The organism is Anaerofustis stercorihominis (assembly GCF_005844425.1).
Classification (GTDB): domain Bacteria; phylum Bacillota; class Clostridia; order Eubacteriales; family Anaerofustaceae; genus Anaerofustis; species Anaerofustis butyriciformans.
Genome location: NZ_SPHL01000076.1, coordinates 1 through 1996 on the forward strand (window position 1 = coordinate 1; position 1996 = coordinate 1996).

The 1996-nt window shown below is 22.4% G+C and carries 2 protein-coding genes; both read left to right on the plus strand.

The window, feature by feature from the left end; translation table 11 throughout:
• The first annotated feature begins 17 nt into the window (after positions 1-17).
• Entirely contained in the window at positions 18-719 is a 702-nt protein-coding gene (locus tag FGQ49_RS10190; RefSeq protein WP_138269757.1) for a hypothetical protein, read from the plus strand.
• An 11-nt stretch (positions 720-730) separates the two neighbouring features.
• Positions 731-1996, plus strand: a 1266-nt coding sequence (locus FGQ49_RS10195) for a hypothetical protein (RefSeq protein WP_138269758.1), incomplete at its 3' end; no start/stop codon positions are given.

Here is a 1996-nt window from a genome sequence, read left to right on the forward strand (position 1 = left end):
GAATCTAAGGAGGAAGTATGGATAAATTTGAATTAATTGTACTTTGTGCTTTATTATCAATATTTTTAATTGTAATATTATATTTCGTTTTTAGAATGTTATTTACAAAAATAAAAATGTTTTTTTATAATTTAAAATTAAAAAAATTTAATTTACTTTTAAATAAAATTTCTAAAGACTTGAAAGTAGGTCAATATCCAAAAGTTGAAGATATTGACGAATTAAAAAATATTCTTCAAAAAGACAATAGGATTAAAGAAAAATATTATTTTGCTGTAAAAGAACTTATTGAAGAAAATATAAACGATAAAATTTTACAAAAATTTATAGAGGAAATAAATTCTTGTATAGTAACAAGTGAAGACATTTCTTTTGAATATTCTTATTCAAAAGATTTGGAAGTATTTATTGTGAAAACTAATTCTTTTTGGAGAGAAAATAAAAAAGTGGATGAGTTTCTACTAAAATGCCTTCATTCTTCTTCAAAGAAAATCAGACTTCAAGCAATGAATGCAATAGCCAATAGGGGAAATATTGCAAGTTTTACAAAAGCATTCGTTGTTGCTTGTGAAAGACTTTCTGATTTTACTCAAATGGAAATATATGATGCTTTGGATAAATTTAAGGATAAAAAAATGTTACGCAGTGTACTTGTTAAATTAAGAGAAGAAAGTGAAAATATCAGACTTAAGTATATTGTAAAAGAATATTTGGCATAACGGGAGTAATTATGAGTATATTATATGTTATTTTTATTATTTTTATTGTTTATACGATAATGTATGGAATTGTTTCGTTATTTAGTGCTGTTATTCCGTCTATTATGGTATTTAACAATTTAATGAAAAATAAGAAACGATATTTAGATGTTGAAAAAGAAGGTAAAAAAATAACATTAGTATTAAATGAAGAAAAAAATATTAATGAATTTATTTTAAAGATAAATGATTTAACAAAACTTGATTATGAAAATTATGATATTTTTATCATTGTTTCAAGTAATAATACTTTTTTATCAAAGAGAATTATATCAACATTTAAACTTCAAAAAGAAAATAAATCCTTTATATACAATATAAATAAAGAAGAGATAATATCTATTTACTCTAATGGAAAAATTAATCTTTTAATTAAGGAACAAGGCAGTAAATGGAATAATATAAATGCTGTTATAGATAATATAGACAGTGATTTATTTATGGTTTTAGAAGAAAATATTGATATAGAAAGAACCTCTTTAAGTAAACTTGCAAGGGAATTTATGCTTTTTGACGATAATCTATTTTCTATGGGAATAATAAAAAGCAGAGTTTATATATCTGAAGAAAATCTAAGTTTCAAAGAAATAAAAACACATAACTTTTTACTTGGAAGTGTTATTATAAAGAGCATAAAGAATAAATTATTTCTAAAGACTTTTAATGAAGAATTTTGCAGTGGTTTTGAAAGCGGTAATAACTTTACTTTATATAATAAAAACAAAGTTAAAGATGTTGGAGGATTTTCTGATAATTGTATAAATCCAAATAACGACTTAAAGAATCGTTTGACTAAGAAGTTTGGTGATAGATATAATATAGACTATGAAGCTCTTGCATTTAAACAAGAAGAAGATTTTAAGCCTTATTTATTTAATGAAATGTATTCAACTTATATTAATGCAAAAAATCAAAATGCAATAAACTCATTTATGGGGCTTAGTAAATTTTATGAATTTTTATCGTCGGTTTTAAATCCTATTTTGGAACTTCCGATAATAATATTCTCTCTTGTTTTGGCGTTTTTAAAGGTTATAAGCATAAAAGAATTTTTATTATTTATCCTTTTATATATAGCTTTTGATATATTAAAAAATATACTTCTTGTTATTACAGATAAAATATCAATAGGCAAGAATTATAATTTTGTTGAAACATTAGAACTTATTGGTTTTTGTATTGTTTATGATTTTGGTTTAAGACAATACTATGATTTACATAAGCTTTCAGTAAGATTT